This is a genomic window from Kitasatospora sp. NPDC101235 (assembly GCF_044767505.1).
Lineage (GTDB): Bacteria > Actinomycetota > Actinomycetes > Streptomycetales > Streptomycetaceae > Kitasatospora.
On record NZ_JBIWNZ010000008.1, the window covers coordinates 93,029 to 115,548 of the forward strand.

At 73.8% G+C, this 22,520-nt stretch carries 20 protein-coding genes; 8 read left to right on the forward strand and 12 right to left on the reverse strand.

Going from position 1 to position 22,520, the window contains the following annotated elements:
* Positions 1-95: 95 nt before the first annotated feature.
* Complete coding sequence (locus ACIRRH_RS15945; protein ID WP_403067039.1) at positions 96-584, reverse strand: MarR family winged helix-turn-helix transcriptional regulator; 489 nt, start codon at positions 582-584, stop codon at positions 96-98.
* A gap of 110 nt (positions 585-694) precedes the next feature.
* Between ACIRRH_RS15945 and ACIRRH_RS15950 the strand changes: the two genes are divergently transcribed.
* The 3 genes from ACIRRH_RS15950 to ACIRRH_RS15960 all read left to right on the forward strand — a co-directional run bounded on the left by ACIRRH_RS15950 (position 695) and on the right by ACIRRH_RS15960 (position 4,017).
* Entirely contained in the window at positions 695-1,618 is a 924-nt protein-coding gene (locus ACIRRH_RS15950) for an EamA family transporter (RefSeq protein WP_403067041.1), read from the forward strand.
* A gap of 41 nt (positions 1,619-1,659) precedes the next feature.
* Complete coding sequence (locus tag ACIRRH_RS15955) at positions 1,660-2,301, forward strand: NAD(P)-dependent oxidoreductase (protein WP_403067043.1); 642 nt, start codon at positions 1,660-1,662, stop codon at positions 2,299-2,301.
* Between the two features lie 111 nt (positions 2,302-2,412).
* The gene (locus tag ACIRRH_RS15960) at positions 2,413-4,017 is read left to right on the forward strand and encodes an alpha/beta hydrolase (RefSeq protein ID WP_403067045.1); all 1,605 of its coding nucleotides are present in this window, start codon (positions 2,413-2,415) and stop codon (positions 4,015-4,017) included.
* A 12-nt stretch (positions 4,018-4,029) separates the two neighbouring features.
* On the opposite strand, the gene ACIRRH_RS15965 is transcribed toward ACIRRH_RS15960, so the two are convergent.
* Together ACIRRH_RS15965 and ACIRRH_RS15970 are read right to left on the reverse strand one after the other, a co-directional pair.
* On the reverse strand, positions 4,030-4,338 hold the full coding sequence (locus ACIRRH_RS15965; RefSeq protein WP_403067047.1) for a hypothetical protein: 309 nt from the start codon (positions 4,336-4,338) through the stop codon (positions 4,030-4,032).
* Positions 4,339-4,356: 18 nt separating this feature from the next.
* The gene (locus tag ACIRRH_RS15970) at positions 4,357-4,740 is read right to left on the reverse strand and encodes a hypothetical protein (protein ID WP_403067049.1); all 384 of its coding nucleotides are present in this window, start codon (positions 4,738-4,740) and stop codon (positions 4,357-4,359) included.
* A 516-nt stretch (positions 4,741-5,256) separates the two neighbouring features.
* Between ACIRRH_RS15970 and ACIRRH_RS15975 the strand changes: the two genes are divergently transcribed.
* The gene (locus ACIRRH_RS15975; RefSeq protein WP_403067051.1) at positions 5,257-6,678 is read left to right on the forward strand and encodes a lytic transglycosylase domain-containing protein; all 1,422 of its coding nucleotides are present in this window, start codon (positions 5,257-5,259) and stop codon (positions 6,676-6,678) included.
* 69 nt (positions 6,679-6,747) lie between these two features.
* On the opposite strand, the gene ACIRRH_RS15980 is transcribed toward ACIRRH_RS15975, so the two are convergent.
* On the reverse strand, positions 6,748-7,257 hold the full coding sequence (locus ACIRRH_RS15980) for a GbsR/MarR family transcriptional regulator (RefSeq protein WP_403067053.1): 510 nt from the start codon (positions 7,255-7,257) through the stop codon (positions 6,748-6,750).
* 94 nt (positions 7,258-7,351) lie between these two features.
* On the opposite strand from ACIRRH_RS15980, the gene ACIRRH_RS15985 reads away from it, so the two are divergent.
* Positions 7,352-8,278, forward strand: coding sequence for an ABC transporter ATP-binding protein (locus tag ACIRRH_RS15985; protein ID WP_403067055.1), 927 nt, complete (start codon positions 7,352-7,354; stop codon positions 8,276-8,278).
* Positions 8,275-9,933, forward strand: a complete 1,659-nt coding sequence (locus tag ACIRRH_RS15990) for an ABC transporter permease (protein ID WP_403067057.1) — start codon at positions 8,275-8,277, stop codon at positions 9,931-9,933. Before ACIRRH_RS15985 ends, ACIRRH_RS15990 begins: the two co-directional genes overlap by 4 nt.
* A gap of 28 nt (positions 9,934-9,961) precedes the next feature.
* Here ACIRRH_RS15990 and ACIRRH_RS15995 read toward each other — a convergent pair whose 3' ends face one another.
* Positions 9,962-10,549 carry a TerD family protein gene (locus ACIRRH_RS15995; RefSeq protein ID WP_224284496.1) on the reverse strand — a complete coding sequence of 196 codons (588 nt, stop codon included), beginning with the start codon at positions 10,547-10,549 and terminating at the stop codon, positions 9,962-9,964.
* 329 nt (positions 10,550-10,878) lie between these two features.
* On the opposite strand from ACIRRH_RS15995, the gene ACIRRH_RS16000 reads away from it, so the two are divergent.
* Positions 10,879-13,113, forward strand: coding sequence for a hypothetical protein (locus ACIRRH_RS16000; protein WP_403067059.1), 2,235 nt, complete (start codon positions 10,879-10,881; stop codon positions 13,111-13,113).
* Here ACIRRH_RS16000 and ACIRRH_RS16005 read toward each other — a convergent pair.
* From ACIRRH_RS16005 to ACIRRH_RS16015, 3 genes are read right to left on the reverse strand one after another with little or no spacing between them, the layout of a single operon-like run.
* On the reverse strand, positions 13,100-14,242 hold the full coding sequence (locus ACIRRH_RS16005; protein ID WP_403067061.1) for a hypothetical protein: 1,143 nt from the start codon (positions 14,240-14,242) through the stop codon (positions 13,100-13,102). The genes ACIRRH_RS16000 and ACIRRH_RS16005 overlap by 14 nt on opposite strands.
* A 52-nt stretch (positions 14,243-14,294) precedes the next feature.
* The gene (locus ACIRRH_RS16010) at positions 14,295-14,942 is read right to left on the reverse strand and encodes a hypothetical protein (protein WP_403067063.1); all 648 of its coding nucleotides are present in this window, start codon (positions 14,940-14,942) and stop codon (positions 14,295-14,297) included.
* A complete protein-coding gene (locus ACIRRH_RS16015; RefSeq protein ID WP_403067065.1) occupies positions 14,939-15,613 on the reverse strand; it encodes a class I SAM-dependent methyltransferase in 675 nt (224 codons plus the stop codon). The genes ACIRRH_RS16010 and ACIRRH_RS16015 overlap by 4 nt, the downstream gene beginning before the upstream one ends.
* A 315-nt stretch (positions 15,614-15,928) precedes the next feature.
* Here ACIRRH_RS16015 and ACIRRH_RS16020 point away from each other — a divergent pair, with 315 nt between their 5' ends.
* Positions 15,929-18,265: a glycosyl hydrolase family 18 protein gene (locus ACIRRH_RS16020; RefSeq protein WP_403067067.1), complete on the forward strand. Its 2,337-nt coding sequence runs from the start codon at positions 15,929-15,931 to the stop codon at positions 18,263-18,265.
* Positions 18,266-18,337: 72 nt separating this feature from the next.
* Here the strand turns inward: ACIRRH_RS16020 and yidD are convergent, their stop codons facing one another.
* From yidD to ACIRRH_RS16040, 4 genes are all read right to left on the reverse strand, one after another.
* A complete protein-coding gene (gene yidD / locus ACIRRH_RS16025) occupies positions 18,338-18,895 on the reverse strand; it encodes a membrane protein insertion efficiency factor YidD (protein WP_403067069.1) in 558 nt (185 codons plus the stop codon).
* Between the two features lie 98 nt (positions 18,896-18,993).
* Complete coding sequence (locus ACIRRH_RS16030; RefSeq protein ID WP_403067071.1) at positions 18,994-19,764, reverse strand: hypothetical protein; 771 nt, start codon at positions 19,762-19,764, stop codon at positions 18,994-18,996.
* Positions 19,765-19,926: 162 nt separating this feature from the next.
* Complete coding sequence (locus ACIRRH_RS16035) at positions 19,927-20,778, reverse strand: hypothetical protein (RefSeq protein WP_403067073.1); 852 nt, start codon at positions 20,776-20,778, stop codon at positions 19,927-19,929.
* 250 nt (positions 20,779-21,028) lie between these two features.
* Complete coding sequence (locus tag ACIRRH_RS16040) at positions 21,029-22,435, reverse strand: family 2B encapsulin nanocompartment shell protein (protein WP_403067075.1); 1,407 nt, start codon at positions 22,433-22,435, stop codon at positions 21,029-21,031.
* Between the last annotated feature and the right edge of the window lie 85 nt (positions 22,436-22,520).

Below are 22,520 nucleotides of genomic sequence, written 5' to 3' on the forward strand. Positions count from 1 at the left end.
GGGGCGGAGCCCGCGGGCGGGGTCGTGGACGGGGGTCACGATCGCGTCCGCGGGAGCCGCCGCCCGGGCCGGACACGGGGCGGATGCGGGCCCGACTACTCCCCGAGGTCTGCCAGCAGGGCGCGCATCGCCTCGACGAGCGCGGTCCGCTGCGCCTCGTCGAGGCCCGCCAGCATGCGGTGCTCGGTGGCGAGGTGGTCGGGCAGCGCCCGGTCGATCAGGGCGTGGCCCTCGGGGGTGAGGGCGACCTCGCGGCTGCGGCCGTCCTGGTCGCTGCGGGTGCGGGTGACCAGGCCGCGGGCCTCCAGCCGGTCCAGGCGCTGGGTGATGGCACCGGAGGTGACCATCGCGGACTGCATCAGGCCGGTGGGGGTGAGGCGGTAGGGCGGGCCGCTGCGCTTGAGGGTGGCGAGGACGTCGAACGAGGCGGCGTCCAGCCCGTGCTCGGCGAAGGTGCGGTTGAGCGCCGCGTCCACCAGCCGGTAGAGGCGCTTGAGCCGGCCGAACACCTCCATCGGGGAGACGTCCAGGTCGGGGCGCTCGGCACCCCATTGCGCGACGACGCGGTCCACATGATCTGCCACGGGTTCAGGGTAGCGATCCCGCTCGGATTCCTTAGCGGTGAGGTAACCGTGAGCCACATCACTCACCCGACGCGGTGAAGAATGTCTTAGCGCTGAGATACATTGCCTTAGTGCTAAGAAATCGCCTCGCCCTCGTCCTGGTGACGGCCCTCGCCCCGGCGGTCTGGGGCACGACCTACCTGGCCACCACCGAACTCCTGCCGCCCGGCCGCCCGCTGCTCGCCGCCGTCCTGCGCTGCCTGCCCGCCGGGCTGCTCCTGATCGCCCTCACCCGCCGCCTGCCGCAGGGCAGTTGGTGGTGGCGCTCACTCGTCCTCGGCGCGCTCAACATCGGGGTTTTCCAGGCCCTGCTCTTCATCGCCGCCTACCGTCTGCCCGGCGGCATCGCGGCCACCGTCGGCGCCGTCCAGCCGCTGATCACCGCCGGGCTCTCGGCCCTGGTCCTCGGCGACCGGCTCACCCTGCGCACCGTGCTGTCCGGCATCGCGGGCGTCGCGGGCGTCAGCCTGCTGGTGCTGCGGGCCGACGCCGAACCGGACACGATCGGGGTGGTCGCCGCGCTCGGCGGCGCCGTGGTGATGGCCGCCGGCATCGTCCTCTCCAAGCGCTGGGTCTCCCCCGCTCCGATGCTCGCCACCACCGGCTGGCAGCTCACCGCCGGCGGACTGCTGCTGGTGCCGGTCACGCTGCTCACCGAGGGTGCGCCGCCGTCCCACTACACCCTCCCCAACGTGCTCGGCTACGCCTACCTCTGCCTGATCGGCGCGGCCGTCACCTACGCGCTCTGGTTCCGGGGCCTGCGGGAGCTGTCGCCGACCTCGGTCTCCTTCCTCGCCCTGCTCAGCCCGGTGGTCGCCACCCTGCTCGGCTGGCTGGCGCTCGGCCAGGACCTCAGCCCGCTCCAGGCGCTCGGAGCGCTGGTCGTGCTCGGCTCGCTGCTCGCCGCCCAGACCCAACGACCGCGCACCGCACCGCGTTCGGCACCCTCGGCCGAACCGACGGCCGCCCCGCGGTCCGTCCGCGAGAACGCCTGACCCCGTCCCCCGGCCGTCCCCACCACCTTCAGGGAGTACCCATGCGCATCACCGTGTTCGGCGCCACCGGCAACGTCGGCAGCCGGGTCGTGGCCGAGGCCCTGGCCCGCGGCCACCAGGTCACCGCCGTCGTACGGGACCCGGCGAAGCCGCACGGCCTGCCGTCCGCCGCCACCCTGGTCGTCGGCGATGCCCGCAACGCCGAGGACGTCGCCCGGATCGCGCCCGGACAGGACGTGGTGGTCACCGCCACCCGTCCGGTGCCCGGCAGCGAGCACGAGCTGGCCATCGCCACCAAGGGCCTGCTCACCGGAATCGCCGGCACCGGCGTGCGGCTGCTGGCCGTCGGCGGCGCGGGCAGCCTCCTCGTCCCGGGCGGCGGCGGGACCACCCTGGTCGACAGCCCCGGCTTCCCCGAGGAGATCCGGCCGATCGCCCTGGCCTGCAACGAGCAGCTCGACCTCTACCGCGCCACCGGCCCGGACGTCGACTGGACGTACCTGAGCCCTGCCGCGGTGCTGGAGCCCGGCACGCGCACCGGTCGGTTCCGGATCGGCCACGACGACCTGCTGGTCGACACCGAGGGCAACTCGGCGATCTCCATGGAGGACCTCGCCGTCGCGCTCCTCGACGAGGCCGAGCAGCCCGTCCACCGCCGGGCGCGTTTCACCGCCGCCTACTGAACGCCCGGGCCACCCGGCGCCCCCGCCCCGGCGGGGGTGTACCCAGCACCACCCCGAAGACGGCAGCGGGGGTGATCGATCATCAGACCGGGCTCGGACAGGATCGCTTCCGTGACCAAGACCGAAGCCCAGAGCAGCACCGCCCGCACCACCTCGGCCCAGCGGACCTCGGCCGGCGCGGCCGGGCGCGCCCCCCGAGCCCGCCGCGCCGCCCTGGCCGTCGCCGCCGCCGTCCTGGCAGGCCTGGCCGTGCCCGCCACCGCCGATGCCGCCACCGGCCGCGACCCGGGCGACGCCGACCCGGCGCCCGCCCGCTACACCCACCAGACCCTGAACTGGCAGCCCTGCGCCCGACAGCCCGCCCTGGACTGCGCCACCATGACCGCCCCGCGCGACTGGCACCACCCCGGTGTCGGGGCCGACCTGACCATCGCCGTCTCCCGGCACCGGGCCACCGACCCGGCCAAGCGCCGGGGCACCCTGCTGATGGCCGCCGGCGGCCCCGGCGGCACCGGCCTGCTGCGCCCGGCCGATCTGGCCGCCGGCGCCCCCGCGGTCGGCGCCGCGTACGACATCGTCGGCTTCGACCAGCGCGGGGTCGGCGAGAGCACCAGGGCGGTCTGTCAGACCCCCGAGGAGTTCAAGGAGTTCCTGGCCGGCGACTACCGCGACCAGTCCCCTGCCGCGATCGACCGCGTCATCGCCAACGCCAGGAAACTCGCCGCCGGTTGCCAGGAGCGCAGTGGCGACCTGATCCCGTACCTGACCACCGAGCAGACCGCGCACGACATCGACCTGTTCCGCGGCCTGCTCGGCGAGCGCAAGCTCAGCTACTACGGCCCGTCCTACGCCTCGATGATCGGCGCCTACTACGGGACGCTGTTCCCGCACCGGGTCGAGCGGATGGTGCTGGACAGCAACATCGGCTTCGACGGCACCTGGGAGACGTTCGAGCTGGGCCAGCCGATGAGCTTCCAGCGCCGTTTCGACGAGGACTTCGTGCCCTGGCTCGCGGCCCGGGACGCCACCTACCACTGGGGCTCGACGCCGGAGCAGGTGCAGGCGCACTGGGAGCAGCGGCGCGCCGCGCTGCACGACTCCCCCATCGTCGAGGGCTCGGTGACGATCGGCCCGAACCAGCTGGACAGCCTCGCCATGTCGGCGATCTACCGGGCGTCCGGCTTCCCCGCCCTGGCCCGGATCCTGGCCACCGTCGACGACTGGCAGGGCGCCGACCCCGCCGTCCGGGCGGCGGCCGCGAAGGCCTTCAACAGCTACCTCAGCCCGGAGTTCCTCGCCGACTACTTCGCGGTGACCTGTAACGACACCCCGTGGACCAGGGACCTGGACACCTGGATCGAGCGGGGGGCCGAGAACACCGCCCGCCGGCCGCTGGCCGGCGCCCGGACGCTCGCCTTCAGCGCGGTCTGCGCCGCATGGCCCGTCGCCCCCGCGCCCAGGGTCAAGGTGACCGGCGCCCACCTGCCGACCACACTGATGCTCAACTCGGTGCACGATCCGGCGACCTACTACGAGGCCGCGCTCGGCGCCCACCGCGCGCTGCGCGGCTCCAGGCTGGTCACCGTCACCGGGAACGGCGACCACGGCCAGTACCCCACCTCCAACACCTGCGTCAACGGGGTGGTCGAGCGCTACCTGCTGGAGGACACCGCGCCCGACCGCGACCTCACCTGCCCCTCCCCGCAGGCCGGTTGAGCGGCCGGGTGCTCAGCTCCGGGGCCGCGCCCGCAGCCTGGCCCGGAGCCAGGCGAAGCCGACCGCCAGCCCGGCGAAGCCGCCGACGGCGAGCTTGATCCCGGCCTTGGCGACGATCCAGCCGATCCACGGCACGGACCACCCCAGCCAGTGGAACACGGCCAGCAGCACCGCGGCACCGAAGACCGCCGCGAGCACCGTGACCACGACGGCGGCGGCCCGCGAGAGCTCCTGCGGGCCGTCGGTGTGGTCCCCCGCGGCCGTGCCGCTCGGGCCGGTGGTCGGGCCGTTCACCGTCTCGTTCGTACCCCCCTCAACCATGGGGATGATGATACGACTTCAGCGGCAGGCGTGATGGGTGTCCCCGAGGTACTCGCCGGTCTCGCCGTCGGGGAAGCTGACAGCCATGGTGACGCGGTACTCGTGGACGTCCTCCCGGTGCCCCGGAACCCGCGCCCAGGCCAGCGAGTGCACCTCGGCCTCGGGCGCCTGGCGGCACCAGGCGGCGGCCTCCTCCAGGGTGCGGGCGGCCGACCGACCGGTGCACACCACGGCGGTGTACGCGGCGACCGCGACGTCCGCACCGGCGCGGCAGTCGCGCGACGCCGACCGGACGGCCGCGGCGGCCCGGGTGAGGTCCCGGGCCAGGTCGTCCACCACCCGAGGGGGAGCCGGCAGGACGACCGCTCCCTCGGCGACGGTCTCCGGCAGGTTCGCGCTCACGGTCCGGACCTCCATCCGCATCATCACGCGGCACAGCATGCCGGGCAGTGATTCCTGGCATGCCCACTTTCACCAGAACGTCACCCGTCCAGGGCCGAGTGGGGCCGCACCCTGGCGTCCCGGCGTCCGTCCTGGTAGGGGGCACCGAGTCCGGCGTCCGACGTTCCGGCAGGTCAGGAGGGTCGACGGCGGGCGGCGCCGGGGGGCTCGAAACGCCGCGCACGCACCACCCCCGCGCTCCGAACCGCCGGTCCGGCGCCTGGGAGCGCCGGTCCCGGCACAGTTGGTCTCTCGGTCAACTTTCCGTATCGGAAGCGGAGTTGCCGCCGGGCGGCGGCCGGGGAGGGGCACGCGACAAACCTCCCGGGACGGCACGGGCCCGGCCGCACCCCCGCTGAGGTGCCGAGTTAACCCCTCGGAGGGCTCCGGTCCGCCTCCCGGTCACCCTGTCCCTGTCAGATCGTCGTGATACTAATCGTCCCGGCGGCGGGCCCTGTCCTCAGCTGGACGGGCACTATGACGACAACTCAACCGTTCCGGGAGGGTCCGGGCGGCGACGGGGAGGGGCAGCGGATGACGGTGCGGATCGGCAAGGCCAGGGGCGGGCGGAAGCTCCGGATCGGCAAGCGGCTCACGGGCACGGCGGCAGCCTTCGCCGCGCTGGCCGCGCTGACCGGATCTCAGGTGACGGGCATCGGGCTCGCCCCGGTCGCAGCCGCCGACGCCGGTCCGACGAACGGCTCGGCCGGCCAGGGCGCCGGCCGCACCCTGCCCGGCGGCCCCTCGACGGACATCCCCGGCACCTTCGGCACCGGCGTCCCGGCCGACGGCGGCGGCACCGTCCAGCTCCCGCAGCCCCCCGGCACGCTGCCCGGCCCGCCCTCGGCCGGCCCGTTCACGGCCACCGGGCCCGCGTTGCCCGCCACCGTGTTCGCCGCCTACCGTCAGGCCGAGGCCTCGCTGGCACAGCGCTCGCCGGGTTGCCACCTGCCCTGGCAACTGCTCGCCGCGATCGGCCAGGTCGAGTCCGGTCAGGCCAACGGCGGCCAGGTGGACACCGCGGGCACGACCCTGACCCCGATCCTCGGCCCGGCCCTGGACGGCAACGGCTTCGCCGCGATACCCGACACCGACGGCGGCCGCTTCGACGGCGACGCCCGCTGGGACCGCGCTGTCGGGCCGATGCAGTTCATCCCGTCCACCTGGGCCTCCTGGGGCGTGGACGCCAACGGCGACGGCAAGGCCGACCCGAACAACGTCTTCGACGCCGCCGAGGCCGCCGGCCGCTACCTGTGCGCGGGCGGCCGCGACCTCGCCGACCCGGCGCAGCTCGACCGGGCGGTGCTCAGCTACAACAACTCGGGCGAGTACCTGCGGACGGTGCGCAACTGGATGGCGCACTTCGGCAGCGGCACGGTGACGACCGTCCCGAACCGGCCCGGGTCCCCGGTCCCGCCCACGCCGTACCTCCCGGTCCTCCCGACCGACGGTGCGGGCACGGGGGCCGGCAGCACGCCCACCACGGAGCCGCAGCCCACCACTGCGGTCACGCCGGCTCCGGAGCAGTCGCCGAGCGCCCAGCCGACGACGACCCCGAGCGCCACCGCCACGCCCACGCCCGGCGGTTCGACCTCGCCCTCCGCGACGCCGACGACCACCCCGAGCGGCGGCACCTCCCCGACGGCGACCCCGACCGGCACGCCCACGGGCACCCCGACGGGTACGCCCACCACCTGCCCGGACCCGACGGCCACGCCCACCGGCACGCCCACCCCGACGGGCAGCCCGTCCCCGACCGCCACGCCCACCGGCACCCCGACGGCAACGCCCCTCCCGGGCTGCCCCACCCCCGTCCCGACCGCGACGGACACCCCTGGCAGCGCGCCCGGCACCACCCCCAGCGCCGCGTTCTCGCCGTCGGCCGCCCCGACGAAGTGACCCGAGGGGCGCGGTTCCTCCCGGGGAACCGCGCCCGCTCGCCGACTGACTCCCCGTCGGGCCGGCCCGCTACTGCGCCTGGGCCGCGCGGTGCTCGCGCCAGCGGCCCAGCATCCCGTGCAGCTCGTCGATCATGAACTCGAAGAAGGCGGCGCTCTCGGCCAGCCGCTCCCCCGCCACGGTGCCGGCGCCGACGGTGGCCTCGCCGTCGCGCAGCACCCGGATCCAGCGGAGCATGAACTCGTCGCGCCGGGTCAGCGACTCGAACCAGACGTCATCGAGCACCCGGTAACGGTCGCGCCGGGAGCCGGGCTCGCGCTCCTTGGCGACCAGACCGATCTGGATCAGGTAGCGCATCGCGCCGGAGACGGCGGCCGGGCTGATCCGCAGGCGCTCGGAGAGCTCGGCGGAGGTGAGCACCCCGCTCTCCTCCGCCATCAGGCAGGAGAAGATCCGGGACGGCATCCGGCCCATGCCCGCGACCACCAGCTCCGCCGCGAAGCGCTCGACGAAGTCCGACACCGCCGTGTCGCCGCTCCCCTGCTCCGGGTTCCCGGCCCCCTTCGTCCCCTGCACCACCCTGCACCCCTTTCCGATGACCGCTCGTCGCTGATCGAACTTTAACGGCTTCTCAATCTTCACGTTTTTCTGAATCTACGGTAGCTTCACAAGCATGACCAAGGCCATCACCCTGTCCGGCCTGCGCAAGACCTTCGGCCGGACCACCGCGCTGGACGGCCTCGACCTGACCGTCGAGACCGGCGAGGTCCACGGCTTCCTCGGGCCCAACGGGTCCGGGAAGTCCACGACGATCCGCGTCCTGCTCGGCCTGCTGCGCGCCGACGGCGGCAGCGCCCGGATGCTCGGCCAGGACCCGTGGCACGACGCCGTCGAGCTGCACCGCCGCCTCGCCTACGTGCCGGGCGACGTCGAACTCTGGCCCAACCTCACCGGCGGCGAGGCCATCGACCTGCACTCCCGGCTGCGCGGCCGGCTCGACCGCCGCCGCCGGGACGAGCTGATCGAGCGCTTCGACCTCGACCCCACCAAGAAGGGCCGCAGCTACTCCAAGGGCAACCGGCAGAAGGTCGCCATCGTCGCCGCGCTCGCCTCCGACGCCGAGCTGCTGCTGCTCGACGAACCGACCTCCGGCCTGGACCCGCTGATGGAGGTGGTCTTCCAGGACGTCGTGCGCCAGGCCAAGCACGAGGGCCGCACCGTCCTGCTCTCCAGCCACATCCTGGACGAGGTGGAGAAACTGGGCGACCGGGTCAGCATCATCCGGCACGGCAAGGTGGTGCAGAGCGGCACCCTCGGCGAGCTGCGCCACCTCACCCGCACCACCGTCGAGGCGGAGACCCTGCGCCCGGTCGCCGGGCTGGACACCCTGACCGGCGTGCACGGTCTGCGCACCGAGGGCAACCGGGTCCACTTCGCCGTGGACGGCGCCCGACTCGACGCCGCCGTACGGGCCCTGAGCGCGGCCGGGCTGCGCAGCCTGGTCAGCCACCCGCCCACCCTGGAGGAGCTCATGCTGCGCCACTACGGCGACGAGCTGGCCGCCAACGGGCACCACGTCGAGGGCGAGGCCCTGCGATGACCGCCACCGCCGCCGGACCGGTCGCCGGCCGCACGGCCGCACCCCGCCGCCCGGCGATCCGCACCACCCTGGCCGGCACCGCCGTGCTGCTGCGCTTCGCCCTGCGCCGCGACCGGTTCCGGCTGTCCGCCTGGGTGCTCGGCCTCTGGCTGGTCACCGTGGCCACCGCCAACAGCGTCCACACCGTCTACCCGACCGCCGCCGACCGCGCCTCCATCGCACACGGCTCGGACAACCCGGCGGTGCTCGCCATGAGCGGCCCGGCCCACTACCTGGCCGACTACACCTGGGGCGCCATGCTCGGCCACCGGATGCTCGGCCTGCTGGCCGTGCTGGCCGGCCTCATGAGCATCCTGACCGTCACCCGGCACTCCCGGGCCGAGGAGGAGAACGGCCGCGCCGAACTGGTCCGCTCCGCGGCCGTCGGCCGGCACGCCCCGCTCGCCGCCGCCCTGGCCACCGCCGCCGTCGCCGACCTCGTACTCGGCCTGCTGCTCGCGGCCGCCCTGCCCGCGCTCGGCATCCCCGGCCTCAGCGCCGCCGGATCGGCGCTGTACGGCGCCGCGGCCGCCCTCGCCGGGCTGCTGTTCGCCGCGGTGGCCGCCGTCACCGTCCAGCTCAGCGCGCACGCCCGGACCGCCTCCGGGCTGGCCCTCACCGTGCTCGGCGCCGCCTACGCGCTGCGCGCCGCCGGGGACGCCGGATCGGGCGCCCTGTCCTGGGCCTCCCCGATCGGCTGGCTCCAGCGCAGCTACCCGTTCGTGGACGACCGCTGGTGGCCGCTGCTGCCCGCGCTCGCCCTGACCGCCGCGACCGGCGCCGCCGGGTTCGCGCTCAGCAGCCGCCGGGACCACGGCGCGGGCCTGCGCGCCGCCCGCCCCGGCCCGGCCGACGGCAGCCCGGCCCTGGGCACCCCGCTCGGCCTCGCGCTGCGCCTGCACCGCGGCCTGCTCGCCGGCTTCTCGGCCGCCCTGCTCGTGCTGGGCGCGATGTACGGTTCGCTGCTCGGCAACGCCGACTCGCTGCTCAAGGACGTCGGGCAGATCCGGGAGGCGCTGGCGCGGCTCGGCGGGCACACCCTCGCCGACTCCTACGTCGCGCTGACCATGCTGGTGGTCGCGGTGGTCGGCGGCGTCCACGCGGTGCTGGCCACGCTGCGCCCGCGCGCCGAGGAGAGCGCCGGACGGGCGGTACCGGTGCTGGCCACCGGCGTGTCGCGGTCCGCCTGGCTGGGCGGGCACCTGGCGGCGGCCCTGCTGGGCTCCACCGCCGTGCTGCTCGCGGCCGGCGTCGGCTTCGGCCTGGCCGGGGCGGCGTCCAGCGGCGACGGGGGCGCGTTCCTACGGCTGACCGGCGCGGCGCTGGCCTTCGCGCCCGCCCAGTGGGTGACCGTGGGTTTCGCCGCGGCGGTGTACGGCTGGCTGCCCCGGGCCACGCCACTGGCCTGGCTGGTACCCGCGTACGCCTTCGTGATCGGCTACCTGGGCCCGCTGCTCGACCTCCCCGCGGGCCTGGGCCGGCTCTCCCCGTACGGCCAGGTGCCCCGGCTCCCCGCGGCCGCGATGGACTGGACGCCGCTCGCCGTGCTCACCCTGGTCGCGGCCGCCCTGATCGCCCTGGCCCTGGCCGGGTTCCGGCGCCGCGACGTCGACTGACGCCGGGCGCCGGGCCCGCGCCGGACGGTCAGAGGTGCTTGACCAGCTCCGGCATCAGGTCCTGGAAGGTCCGCCCGCCGGCCGGCTGGCCGATCGCCGTCATCTGCCAACCGGTCGCCGTGCGCTGCACCTTGGCCATGATCTGCGCGGTGTACGGGCCACCGCCGGTGAGCGTGTAGCGGGCCAGCTCGGTGCCGGTGGTCTCGTCCACGAGCCGGCAGAAGGCCGCCTCGACCTCCTGGAAGGTCTGACCGGTGAAGGAGTTGACGGTGAAGACGATCTGGTCGACCTCGGCGGAGACGGTGGTCAGGTCGACCGTGATCGACTCGTCGTCGGTCGCGTCGCCCGCGCCGCCGACCAGGTTGTCCCCGCTGTGCCGGACCGAGCCGTCGTTGCTGTTGAGGTGCTGGAAGAAGACCACGTCCACCGGCCGTCCCTGGGCGAACAGCACCGCCGAGGCGTCCAGGTCGATCTCCCGGCCTGCGGCGAGCAGCTTGGCGAGGAAGCCCTTGCGCTCCGCCGCCTTCCAGCCGAGGCCCATCCGAACCAGGCTCAGTTGCCCGCCCCCCGGCTTCTCCAGGCTGATCTTCTGCCCCTTGGCCAGCGAAACGCTCATCGCGTCCTCCTCGTTCTGCCACCGCCCGTGCCGCGAATCTACAGCACTGTAGAGAATTTATGATCATCGACGGTGTCCTGCCAGCACCTGTACCCCGTACTCCCCCGGACCTCACCCCGACAACGGTCCGCACACTGAGGGAACCGGCGCTCCGACGTCTGGCGTAGCCGCGGACCGCAGCCGGATGACCGGGGCGGCGCACGGTCTAGGGTCGGCCCGAGGCGGCGCCCGGCTGCAACGGCGCGCCGTCCGTGCACCGATCGCAGTGCTCACGACCGTTCCCGGGCCGTGCCGAAGCGCGTCGGCCCACTCACGCTGGGGGGACCACCATGCCCGAGCAGCACGAAGGAACCGAACAGCACGCAACACCGGAACGACCGGGGGGATCGCGCCTCGGCCGCCGGCGGCTGCTCCGGGCCGGCCTCGGCGCGGGCGGCGCGCTGGCCACCGTCCGACTGCTGCCCGGCGGCACGGCCTGGGCGGCCGCCGCGCCGGACACCGACCACGGCACCGCCCAGTACGACGGCACCTGGCCCGCCACCACGCGGGCCGCCGCCCTGCGCACCGCCAACTCCGCCCAGACCTGGCCGGACTGGGCCCGCTACGCCCGCGTCGCCGACGGCACCTTCAACGAGCCCGCCGACATGCAGAGCGCCGTGGACGCCCTCAAGGCGCAGGAGGTCAGCGTCATCGAGCTGGACACCCTGCTCTCCGACTGGCTCACCGACGCCCAGTTCGCCGCCCACATGGCCGAGGTGAAGACGTTCACCGGCCTGGCCCACGCCGCCGGCCTCAAGGTCGTCATGTACTACCCGTCCCTGGAGCTGATCTCCCCCGGCGGTGAGAAGGGCCGCTCCTTCTACAAGAACGACCAGGGCAAGAACTGGGTCCAGCGCGACCTCGCCGGCAAGCCCAACGTGTTCTACGGCAGCGTGGTGGTCTGGGTCGACCCGGGCGACGAGAGCGTCTGGCTCAGCCCCAACTCGCCCTGGCGGGACTACTACCTCAAGCGGATCAGAGGCGTGGCCGCGACCGGCGTGGACGGCATCTGGCCGGACGTCCCGATCTACTTCGACGGCGTGCTCTCCTGGTGCGACGCCTCCACCTGGGGCGCCGCCGCGTTCAAGGCCGACACCGGCCTCGACCTGCCCAAGGCCGCGAACTTCGCCGACCCGGTCTTCCGCCGCTACGTCGAGTGGCGCCACCGCAACCTGCTCCGGTTCCAGCTGGACATCGCCGACGCGGGCCGTTCGGTCAACCCCGACCTGGTCACCTTCGTCGAGACCGTGTCGATGGACTACCGCTACGCCACCTCGATCGGCCTGGACGGCGGCTACCTGCGCCAGGCCCCCGGCGCCGTCAGCCAGGTCTGGGAGGTGGACATCCTCGGCAACTACGACGGCATGCGGCACGCCACCGCCTCCGACTGGGTCTGCCTGATCTCCATGTACAAGTACGCCCGCGCCGCCAGCGGCACCAAGCCGGCCTGGGCGTTCTCCTACGGCTGGCAGGCCGACGACGCCTCGCTGGTGATGTCCCAGCTGATCGCGGCCGGCTGCAACCCGTACGAGGTGAAGACCCCGTTCAAGAACGACACCGTGGACGCCGCGATGCGCACCCGGATGTACCGCTTCGTGCGCACCAACCAGACGAAGCTCTACGACCCGGTCTCGATCGCGGAGGTCGGCGTCTACCACTCCGCGCCGTCCCGGGACTACGTGGCCCCGGGCGAGGGCAACGGGATGTACGTCAACGCCACGGCCCCGGCCGGGATCACCGACTGGTGGGGCGGCGACGACCCGCAGATGAGCTGCGCCTCGATCCCCTGGCTCGGCGAGTTCCGCGGCACCGTCAAGGCGTTGGTGTACGCCCACGTCCCGTTCGACACGGTGCCCAGCCCCGGCCTGACCGCCGACGACCTGGCCCGGTTCAAGGTCCTGCTGCTGCCCAACCTCCAGGCGGTCTCGGACGCCGAGGCGGCGCTGCTGCGCGGCTTCGTCGCGGCCGGCGGGACGATCGTGATCACCGGCCCGGCACCCACCGCGCTGGACGAACTGGGCGGCCAGCGCAGCGAGTTCGCGCTCTCCGACGTGCTCGGCCTGCGCAGGGCCGACCCGCTGCCCGCCACCAGGCAGAACTCCTACGGCAGCGGCAGCTGTTGGTACGTCAAGGCGCTGCCCGGGCTGAGCTACCTGACCAAGACCGACCAGGCCTCGGCGGACCAGCTGCTCACCGCCGTCCGGCAGTCCGCCCCGCCGGCGGTCACCCTGGCCGGGGACCGCCGGATCTTCCTGGACGCCCGGCGGCTCGGCGCGGACACCGTCGTCCACCTGGTGAACTTCACCAACTTCGGCGACACCCCGGCGGCGTTCCGCAGCACGCCCGCCAACTGCACGCTCTCCTACGCCCTCCCGGCCGGGGCGAGCGTCACCGCCGTCACCGCCGCCGGCCCGGACGGCACCGACCCGGCACCCAAGGCCGTCCCGTACACCGTCACCGGCGGGACGGTCAGCGTGCCGCTGACCGTCGCGCAGTACTCGGTGGTGACGATCACCGTCGGCTAGCGACGGCCTCGCGGGGCACCGGGATGCGCCAGAGGGCGGCGGGGTTGGCCTCGCCGCCCGGGGCGGACTCGAAGGCGATCCACTGCCCGTCCGGGGACCAGCTCGGCGCACCGTCGTAGGCGGTGTCGTCGCGGGTCACCCGGACGGGAGGGGCACCCGGGGTGCCGCCGTCCGCCGGGACCACGAAGACCTGGGCCTTCGGCAGGTCGCCCAGGTTGGAGGAGAAGACCAGGAAACGGCCGTCCGGGGACCAGCTCGGATCGGTGTGCTCGCCCGGCGCTTCGGTGACCCGCCGCAGTCCGCCGCCGTCCGCGTTCACCGTCCACAGCGACCAGTCCTCGCGGCCCGCGCTCCGCCGCTGGAAGACGATCCGGTCGCCCTTCGGGGACCAGTTCGGCTGCCGGTTGTCGGTGCCGGTGCCCCGGCCGTCCACCAGCAGGACGGGCGCACCACCGCTGCGGCGAACCTTCCAGAGCGAGCCCTGCCCGGCGGTGTCGTCCTGCACGGCGGCGCGCTCCGGCTCCCGGCTCTGCTGGAAGACGATCCACTCGCCGTCCGGGGAGAAGCTGGGCTCGCTGTAGCCGCTGTCGTCGGTGTGGCTGGTCACCCGCTCGGGGGCGCCACCCGGCCCCATCAGCCAGACCTCGTCGTGCCCGGACTCCCGGTCGGTGGCGAAGGCGAAGGCGTCGGCGGCGGCGTTCCAGCTGGTGCCGGGGAGGTTGACGGCCGCCTTGTCGGGATCCTCCAGCACCTTGCGCGGCGCGCCGCCGTCCAGCGGCAGGATGCCGAGGGCGGCGGGGCCCTTGTTGTAGCCCTCGCTGAACTCGGTCAGCAGCACCGAGCGGCCGTCCGGGGCGAAGGCCGGGTTCTGCGCGCTGTGGCCGCCCCCGGCGCGGTAGAGCAGCTGGGCGCCGTCGGCGCGGCGCTCGGCACCGGCCTGGGTGGCGTCGGCCGACGGCGCACCGGTCACGGCCGGGCCGGTCGGCGACGGGCCGGTCGGGGACGGGCCGCTCGGCCAGGGCCCCGGCCGCTCCTCGGCGGCGGAGCCGGAACCGGAGCCCGGACCGCCGCATCCGGCCAGCAGCAGCGCGACGACGACCGGCGCCGTCGAGAGCATGCGAATCCTCATGCCCCACAACGCTAGTTGACGGACCGTCACGTGTTGTACGCCGCCAGGCGGATCAGCCGTCGCCGTCCAGCAGGTGCTGCTGCACCTCGTGGAAGGTCCAGGCCCCGCCGGCCGGCCGGGAGAAGACCCAGACCAGGTCGAACCGGTCCGGCCAGGCGGCGGGCACACCGCTGTCGGCCGCACCGAGCGCCTCGACGATGCGCGGGATCCGCGAGTGCTCCCAACAGATCAGCACCGGCTGCGCCCCGGCCAGTGCGGAGCCGGCCAGCGCCGACTCCTGGGACTCCGCGTACGCGGTGTCCACGGTCAGCCCGAGCCGCCCGGCCAGCGGGGTCACGGTCTGGCGCATCCTGTGCGCGCCGGCCAGCGGGCCCCGGTCGGCGGCGGCGAGGATCCGGGCCGGGGTGCGCAGGCCGGGCGCGGGCGGCACGAACAGCGTGGGCAGCGCGTTCGCCCGGGCCCAGCCGGCCTCGGTGAGCGACTTGTCGTCCGGCCGACCGCTCTCGTCCAGCCCCGGATGGCCGCCGTCGGGCTTCTCGCCGTGCCGGATCACCATCACGAAGGCCTCACGGCCCGGGTCGCCCGGTTCGGCCGTCGCGGCGGTCCGCTCCGGCCTCCCGGCCGAGCAGCCCGCCAGCCCCAGCGGGGAGGCGGCCGCCAGTGCGCCGAGCACGGCCCGCCGGCCGGGCCGGCCCGTCACCCGGCGCTCCGCTCCAGCCGCACCAGCGCATCCACCGCGACCCGGCCGCCCGCTGCTCCCCCACCGGCCTCACTTCCCTCGCCGCTCGCGCCACCCTTGTGCCCGGGCTCGCCGCCCACCGTGCGGTGCACCCGCTCGGCGCGGACGGTGCGCAGCCCGCGGTCGGCGAGGTCGGCCAGGACGTCCTCCGGGGTGAAGAGCACGGCCGGGTCCTGCGGGCCGCCGACGCCCTCGGTGAGGTTGCTCAGGTCGTGCCCGATGACCAGCAGGGTGCCGCCGGGGGCGAGCGCGTCGGCGGCCCGGCCCAGCGCGGCCCGGCGGTCCGCGGCGGGGATCTGCAGGTAGGCGATCAGGACGAGGTCGTAGCCGGCGGCGGGGGCCTCCAGCGTGCGGGCGTCGCCGTGGCGCCAGGTGAGCCGGTCGGCGACCTCGTCGGGCAGGTCGGCGGTGAGCCGTTCGGCGCGTTCCAGGGCGACGGCGGAGAAGTCCAGTCCGGTGACCTCCCAGCCCTGGGCGGCCAGCCAGATGGCGTTGCGGCCCTCTCCGGCGGCCAGGTCGAGGGCATGGCCGGGGGCCCTGCCCTCCAGTTCGCGGACCACCCACTGGTTGGGCCCGGCTCCCCACACCAGCTCGCTCGCGGCGTAGCGGTCGTCCCAGTCCTGGCTGTCCATCGCGCCTCCTCCGTTCGACGGGCCTGCTCGTTCCGGCCAACCTACCGGGCCACCGTCACCCCGGCCGCCGATACCCGGGCCGCCGCCGCCCGGGCCGGAGGCGGTCCAGCGGGCGGACACCCTTGACGGCGAATATTGGTCCAGTCCAATCTGTTCAGTCGTGACGTGCACGGGTCGGCCGCCCGGCGTGTCCGCGCACCACTCGTCCCACGCGTCACCAGCCCGCGCGCCCCCATCGCGCCCGGGTCGGCTCCCCTCGGCCCGTCCGGGCCACCGCACCGCCGGAACCCCCCACACATCCGGAGGACCCACCGCATGCACGACCGTGTCCTGCCCGCAGCTCAGCCCGCCGGGGAGCGCGCCGGCCGCCGGGCCGCCCAGCGCAGAAGAGCCACCGCACTGGCCCTGGCCGCCACCCTGACCACCAGCGGCGCCGCCATCGCCCTGACCTTCGGCTCCGCCTCGGCCGCCCCGGTCAACCTGCTGGCCAACGGTGACTTCGAGGCCGGCACCCTGGCCGGCTGGACCTGCTCCAACGGGTCGGTCGTCACCACCCCGGTGCACGGCGGGAGCCGCGCGCTCAGCGGCGCCGCCTCGGCCGCCGACACCGCGCAGTGCCAGCAGACCGTCACCGTCCTGCCGAACACCACGTACACCCTGGCCGGCTGGGTCCAGGGCAGCTACGTCTACCTGGGCGCCACCGGCACCGGCGTCAACTCCTCGGTCTGGACGCCGGGTGGGACCGGCTGGAACCAGCTGAGCACCACCTTCACCACCGGCGCCACCACGACCTCCGTCACGGTCTTCACCCACGGCTGGTACGGCACCGGCACGTACTACGCGGACGACCTCACGCTGACCGGACCGGCCGGACCGACCGCCACCGGAAGCCCGACCGCCACCGGAAGCCCGACCGCCACCGCGAGCCCCACCGCGACCGGGAGCCCCACCGCCACCGGAAGCCCGACGGCGACCGGGAGCCCGACGGGCACCCCCACGACCACCACCCCGACCCCGACGGGCACCGCGAACGGCCCGGCCGGGGACGGCAAGGTCACCACCCCGACCGGGTTCGCGGTCACCAGGACCACCTCCAACGCGGTGGTGCTCACCTGGCAGCCGTCCACCCTCACCAGCGGTGACGGCCCGGTGGCCTACAAGGTGTGGTCCAACGGCCAGCTGGTCGCCACCTCGATGGGCACCTCGGTCGCGGTCAGCTCGCTGCTGCCGGGCAGGAGCTACACCTTCAGCGTCCAGGGCTACTCCGGCAGCCACGCCTCCGCCCAGTCCGCGCCGGTGAGCACCACGACCGCGGCCGCCCCCGCGCAACAGCCGATCCGCTCGGCCTACTTCGACCAGTGGGGCGTCTACGAGAACGCGTACCACGCGAAGAACGTCGACACCAGCGGCGCGGCGGGCAAGCTGGACGTCATCCACTACGCGTTCGCCAACATCGACCCGACCAGGTTCACCTGCTTCCAGGCGGTGAAGGCCTCCGACTCGGCCAACGAGTCCAACCCGAACGCCGGCGACGGCGCGGGCGACGCCTACGCCGACTACCAGGCCGACTACAACTCCGGCACCAGCGTGGACGGCAGCAGCGACACCTGGGAGCAGCCGCTCAAGGGCAACTTCAACCAGCTTCGCCAGCTGAAGGCCAAGTACCCGAACCTGCGCTTCACCATCTCGATCGGCGGCTGGACGTACTCCAAGTACTTCTCCGACGCGGCGGCCACCGACTCCTCCCGGAAGGCCTTCGTCTCCTCGTGCGTCGACATGTTCCTCAAGGGGAACCTGCCGACCGGCGTGGCGGGTGACGCCTCCGGCGGTCCGGCCTCGGCCGCGGGCCTCTTCGACGGCATCGACCTCGACTGGGAGTACCCGGGCTCGGCCGGCGGCCACACCGGCAACCACTACTCCGCGGCCGACAAGCAGAACTACACCCTGCTGCTCAAGGAGTTCCGCACCCAGCTGGACGCCCTCGGCGCCGCCCAGGGCAAGCGGTACCTGCTGACCGCCGCGCTGCCGAGCGGCCAGGACAAGGTCGCCCAGCTGGAGACCGACAAGATCGGCGCCTACCTGGACTACGCCGATGTGATGTCCTACGACATGCACGGCGCGTGGGACGCCACGGGCCCGACCAACCACCAGGACCCGCTGCACGACAGTCCGGCCGACCCGACCACGCCGATCACCCCGGGCACCCGCAAGTACAACGTGGACACCACGCTCGCCGCGTACACCACCGGCCTGCCCGAGTACGGGATTCCCGGCGGCTTCCCGGCGAACAAGATCGTGCTGGGCATCCCGTTCTACTGGCGCGGCTGGACCGGCGTCCCGGCCGGCACCGGCTACGGCCTGCACCAGAGCGCAACCGGCCCGACGGCCAAGAAGCCGCTGAGCCAGGAGTCCGGCCTGGCCGCCTGGAAGGAGCTCAACCCGACCGCGGCGCAGACCCACTGGGACCCGGTCACCGAGAGCAGCTGGGTCTACGACGGCACCAACTTCTGGACCGGCGACACCCCGCAGGCCGTCCAGGCGCGCGGGGCCTACGCCAGGAGCAAGGGCCTGGGCGGGCTGTTCGCCTTCTCCCTGGAGAACGACGACGCCTCCGGCACGATGCTCAACTCGATGGACAGCAGCCTGCGCTGACGATCCGCCAGAATTCCCCTCGGAACGAACTGCGACGGCCCGCACGGAACCTCCGCGCGGGCCGTCCGCGGCTCAGCGCGGCGGCACCGGGTCCGCCCCGCCCGCGCCCGGGCGGCAGCGCAGCAGCCGTCCAACCGTCAGCCCGGCCCCGCGCAGCGCGCCGTGCCGGTGCAGCGCCTGCACGGCGTAGGTCGAGCAGGACGGCGTGTACCGGCAGCAGGCCGGGCGGCGGGGGCTGACCTCGGTGCGGTAGTAGCGCACCGCGCCGTACAGCACCCCGGCCGCGAACCCGCGCGGGGCGGGGGCGGACGGATCGGCCGTGCGGCGTCCGCGCGCCCCGGTGAGGGCGAAGCGGACGCCGGAGACCATCATCACCGGGATCAGGGCGATCAGGCAGGGGTCGGCGAACTCGCAGCAGCCGTCGGCACAACAGTCCGCGGACTCGTTCCGGATGTGCTTCTTCCGCTGGGCCCTGGCGTGGTCCTCCTTGCGGTAGCGCTCCCGGTAGTCCTCCCAGGCCCAGCGCTGCTTCCTCCGCCGGAGCCGCTCCGAGGCGGGCAGCCACCACCAGGCGCGCTCCGGGCGGGCCGGCGGGAAGTGGGCGCCGAGATCCGGCGTCGGGTCGGACACGGCTGACGATCTCCTCGTTCGCTCCGCCGAGGGCCGACCCCCGACGATCCGGGCAAGATTATCCGAAGATCATCTGCCCGGATCCGCCCCCGCCCCGCTCAGCCGCCGAGGTTGAGCGAGGGGAAGAGGTCCTCGAACGGCTGGGTGGTCACCGAGACGGTCCGCGAGAACGGATTGTCGAAGTCCCAGATCATGAACAGCAGGAAGGCGATCAGCGCGCTGAAGCAGAGCGCCAGGATCAACTCCCGCGGCGTTCGCCGGATCTGGAGCGCGAACAGCATGCCGACGGTCACCACCGCACCGCCGATCAGGCCGAACCAGACCACCCCGGGCATCGTCGGCCCGGCGTTCTGCCCGCGCGAATTGCGGGCCTCGGAGGCCTGACTGACCCGGTCCATGATCGACTGGTAGGCCTGCGACTCGAGGTCGGAGGCGGGCGACCGGGTGGCGACGTCGTCGTGGAGCTTCCGGAGCAGCTGGTCACCCTTCTCGGTGATCGCGCCGTTCTCCTTCATGTAGTCCCACTCGGTGTTCACCACGTACGTGACGTAGGCGTCCACGTCGGCCCGGACCTGGTCACGGAACTCCACCGGGTAGATCACCGCGCGGTCGCTCACCTCGCGCAGCGACTGCGCCTCGCGGAACAGGTCGTCCTGGGCGGCGCCGCGCGCCTCCCAGACACCCGCGATGGCGAGACCGAGGACGATCGCGTAGACCACCCCGATCATCATCGTGATGTACTCGATGACGTCCGGGGTCTCGTCGGTGCTCCCCTCCACGATCGGCCGGCGCCGCCTCAGCAGCATCACCGCCACCACGACGGCACAGGCCGACGCCATCGCGATGATCAATGCCACCCACTCGGACACGGTAACTCCCTTCTCTGGCTTGGCTTGTGACGCAACGGACAGGTCGACGGGGCGAACCCCGGCCCGGTCCGGACCGGCTCTCCCGGGTTCTGCCCGGGCCGGGCGGCGGGCCGGGACCCTCCGCCGGCCGGGAAATCGGTCGGCGGCGCGTCGGGGGAAAGGTCAGGAGGAACTCGAACGGCCGCCGCGGCCTCGGCCACCACCGCCCGGACGCAGGGCCGCCGCCGCGATCACGGCGGGGACCGTGACCAGCAGCATCGTGGTGGTCATCGAGATGCCCTGCTGGTGCCGGGCCATGGGCATGGGTTTCGTCGCCGTGGCGTGGAACACCGGTCGCGCCGACGGGGTCGGCCGTAGCGGGCTCGGACGAGCCGGGCTCGGCGAGGCTGCGGGAGCGGACGCGGCCGGACTCTGGGCCGCCGGCGCGGGGGCCGCCGGGACCGGGGCGGGCGCGGCCGGCGCGGGGGCGGGCGCGGCGGGGGCCGGAGCTGCCGGGGCAGGCGGCGGTGCGGGCGATGCCGGGGGCGCGGGCGGCGGGGTGGGGTCCGGCGTCGTCGGGCTGGGGGACGCCGGCGTCGGTGACGGCGTGGGGGTGGGAGTCGGGGTCGGGCTCGGCGTAGGCGTGCGGGTGGGCGTCGGACTCGGAGTGGGCGTCGGGGTGGGCGTGTGGCAGGGGTGGTGGTGCCCGTGCGGGGGCCTGGGCCCGTGGTGCTCCGGGCCGGCGCTCGGCGCGACGCCGACCGCGACCTGGACGTCCAAGTCCACGCCGACGCTCACCTGCCCGCCCGGCCGTACCGACATCGACACGTCGGTCTCGCTGCACACGCAGGTGTCCACCACCGGGCCGTGCGGGTGTCCGCCGGGGTGGCCGGCGCCGGAGGCGGTCGCACCGCTGACCAGCGCGCAGATCGCGACCACGCCGAAAGTCGCGCCGGTCAGCCGCACCCGCCCCCAGGGGGCCGCGCCCCCACCACCGCCGGGCGATATCCGGCGGATCTGCCGACGCTGGGGCATGGGCTCCACACACCTCTCGGGTCATCCGGGGAGGACGGAACGGGCTCGGCCGAACGGCCGCGCGGGAAGGGGCAGAACGGGCAGGACCGTCGGATGAGGTCGCATTCCCCAGAGGGGTTCCGTCGGGTACGACCAGAAATGATCAGACATGGCCAGGCGGGCGACCCGCTCTCAGGGGCGGGCCGCCCGCCATCAGATCAAACGATCTTCGAGCCGACCGGTTACGGCCCGCGCTCGCCGTTCTGCGCGCTCAGCTGCGGCGGTTCGCGATCTCCACGTTCTCCAGCACGCCGACCGCGTCCGGCACCAGGATGGCGGCCGAGTAGTAGGCGCTGACCAGGTACGAGATGATCGCCTTCTCGTCGATGCCCATGAAGCGGACCGACAGCGACGGCTGGTACTCGTCCGGGATGCCGGTCTGGTGCAGACCGATGACACCCTGGTTGTCCTCACCGGTACGGATCACGAGGATCGAGCTCGTGTTGTCCTTGGTGATCGGGATCTTGTTGCACGGCAGGATCGGTACCCCGCGCCAGGCCGGCACCTGCTGCCCGCCGAGGTCGACGTGGGTGGGGTACAGCCCGCGGGCGTTGAACTCCCGGCCGATGGCGGCGATGGTCCGCGGGTGGGCGAGCAGGTAGTCGGGGTCGCGGCGGCGGCTGAGCAGCTCGTCCAGGTCGTCCGGGGTGGGCGGGCCGGACTGGGTCTGGATGCGCTGGTCGAAGTCGGCGTTGTTGAGCAGGCCGAACTCCGGGTTGTTGACGATCTCGTGCTCCTGGCGCTCGCGCAGGGCCTCGATCGTCAGCCGCAGCTGGTGCTCGGTCTGGTTCATCGGCTGGTTGTACAGGTCCGCGACGCGGGTGTGGACCTTCAGGACGGTCTGCGCGACGCTCAGCTCGTACTCGCGGGGCTTGAGCTCGTAGTCCACGAAGGCGCCGGGCAGTTCGTACTCGCCGTGGTGACCGGCGGACATGGCGATCTCCGCCTCACCGCGCTCGTTCTGCGCCTGGAGCGGCAGGGCCAGGAAGGCCTGGAGGTGCTCCTGCAGACTGGGCGCGTTGTCCCGGATGGAGGCGAAGTCCGCCCGGGTCAGCGTCAGGGCGACGCCGGCGGTGGCGGTCTTGGCCGTGAACTCCCAGGCGGCGTCCGGGTTCAGCAGCGCGTCCTCGCCGAAGCGGTCGCCGTCGCCGGCCACACCGACCACGGTCTCGTCGCCGTACTTTCCGGTGCCGATCTTGTTGATCTTGCCGTGCGCGATCAGGAAGATCTTGTCGGCGGCCTCGCCCTGGGTGGTGAGCACCTCGCCGGGGCCGAAGTCCCGCTGCTGGCAGCGGTCGGCCAGGGCGGTGAGGACGTCCTCGTCCTCGTAGCCGCGCAGCAGCGCCAGCTCGCCCAGCTCGGCCGGGATCACCCGGACCTGGGAACCGGTCTTGATGAACTCCACCACGCCGTTGCCGACCGCGTAGGTGAGCCGGCGGTTGACGCGGTAGGCGCCACCGGCCGCCTGGACCCAGGGAAGCACCTTGAGCAGCCAGCGGGAGGTGATCTCCTGCATCTGCGGTGCGGACTTGGTCGTGGTGGCAAGGTTCCGGGCAGCAGCCGTCGCAAGGCTCTGCTGCTTGGCCTGCGCTGCCTCCGGGCTCGTGTCCACGGTCATCGGCAGGGCTCTCCATTCCTGTGATCGGGTCACGCGTCCAGGGCCGTACCAGCCTGCCCTGACGAACGCATGCCATGACGGATCA